Genomic DNA, 571 nt, shown 5'->3' with positions numbered 1-571 from the left:
ACAGGTATTTGTCCAGCAGCTGGCCGCTGCGGCCCACAAAGGGCAGGCCCAGCTCGTCCTCGCTCTGGCCCGGGCCTTCGCCCACGAACAGCACCTCAGCAGTCTGGACACCCTGCCCGAACACCACATGGGTGCGGTCAGTGCACAGCTCACATCTGCGGCAGGCAAGGCACTCGGCCTTTAATGTATCCCCATCCATAGCAGTTCGATCTCCTTGCAGCTGAATGATAATTTATTCACAAATAAAAAATGGTTTTCTCCTAAAATAATAGCACAAAAAGCCAATTTTGTCTTGAACTTTTTGCCGGGTGTGCTAGAATAAAAGAGAAAGGCATCCTTGTATCCAACAGGCACCCGGATGTGAATATTGGATAGTTAATTCGGAGGTAATCAACAATGGCTGATATGTTCGCACCGCTGGTAGCACAGCTGAAGGCAAACCCCAAGACGATCGTTTTTACCGAGGGCAATGACCCCCGCATCCTGGAGGCAGCCAGCAAGCTGCTGGCCGAGGGCGGTCTGAAGGTTGTCATGGTGGGCAACGAGGCTGAGTGCACGGCTGCTGCTGCCG

The 571-nt window shown here is 53.4% G+C and carries 2 protein-coding genes; one reads left to right on the top strand and one right to left on the bottom strand.

Annotated elements, in window-relative coordinates:
* Positions 1-199: uracil-DNA glycosylase family protein (locus P0G09_RS15475; RefSeq protein WP_275253090.1), on the bottom strand; the 199-nt coding region annotated here is incomplete at its 3' end.
* Positions 200-396: 197 nt separating this feature from the next.
* Between P0G09_RS15475 and P0G09_RS15470 the strand changes: the two genes are divergently transcribed.
* A partial coding sequence (locus P0G09_RS15470; RefSeq protein WP_275253091.1) for a phosphate acyltransferase occupies positions 397-571 on the top strand: 175 nt, incomplete at its 3' end.

Origin of the sequence: Faecalibacterium sp. DFI.5.82, assembly GCF_029076575.1 — a bacterium.
In the GTDB taxonomy this organism is placed as follows: domain Bacteria; phylum Bacillota; class Clostridia; order Oscillospirales; family Ruminococcaceae; genus Faecalibacterium; species Faecalibacterium duncaniae.
Note: the sequence above shows the minus strand (reverse complement) of the source record. Positions and strands in the feature narration are given on the sequence as shown.